Annotated in this window: 4 tRNA genes and 1 rRNA gene; all 5 read right to left on the reverse strand. The window is 54.4% G+C overall.

Going from position 1 to position 550, the window contains the following annotated elements:
* Window positions 1-76: transfer RNA gene (locus tag ACXAHI_RS20995), tRNA-Val, on the reverse strand.
* A 136-nt stretch (window positions 77-212) separates the two neighbouring features.
* Window positions 213-287 (reverse strand) — tRNA-Glu (locus tag ACXAHI_RS21000).
* A 9-nt stretch (window positions 288-296) separates the two neighbouring features.
* Window positions 297-372, reverse strand: a tRNA-Thr gene (locus tag ACXAHI_RS21005).
* Between the two features lie 3 nt (window positions 373-375).
* Window positions 376-450: transfer RNA gene (locus tag ACXAHI_RS21010), tRNA-Asn, on the reverse strand.
* Between the two features lie 10 nt (window positions 451-460).
* Window positions 461-550: ribosomal RNA gene (gene rrf, locus ACXAHI_RS21015) — 5S ribosomal RNA — on the reverse strand; the annotation flags it as partial.

Consider the following 550-nt stretch of genomic DNA (forward strand, 5'->3'; position numbering starts at 1 on the left):
TGGTGGAGGATGACGGGCTCGAACCGCCGACCCTCTGCTTGTAAGGCAGATGCTCTCCCAGCTGAGCTAATCCTCCACAGAGTAAAACAATAAATTAAGTTGGTGACCCGTACGGGATTCCGACGCGTTAGCTAGTCCCGCTGCGAATCTTCTTGAGATTGCATCTTGCGGGGGTACCCTTGGGTGAGAAGCCCGTAAGCTTCTTTGAAAAATGGTGACCCGTACGGGATTCGAACCCGTGTTACCGCCGTGAAAGGGCGGTGTCTTAACCGCTTGACCAACGGGCCATGTTGTCTTGGAGCTTCCAACCGGATTCGAACCGATGACCCCTTCCTTACCATGGAAGTGCTCTACCTGCTGAGCTATGGAAGCAAATGGCTCCACAGGTAGGATTCGAACCTACGACCGATCGGTTAACAGCCGATTGCTCTACCACTGAGCTACTGTGGAATAATGACAAGCCTGGCGACGTCCTACTCTTGCAGGGGGAGAGCCCCCAACTACCATCGGCGCTGAAGAGCTTAACTTCCGTGTTCGGCATGGGAACGGG

The organism is Anaerobacillus sp. ABD4_527 (genome assembly GCF_056160805.1).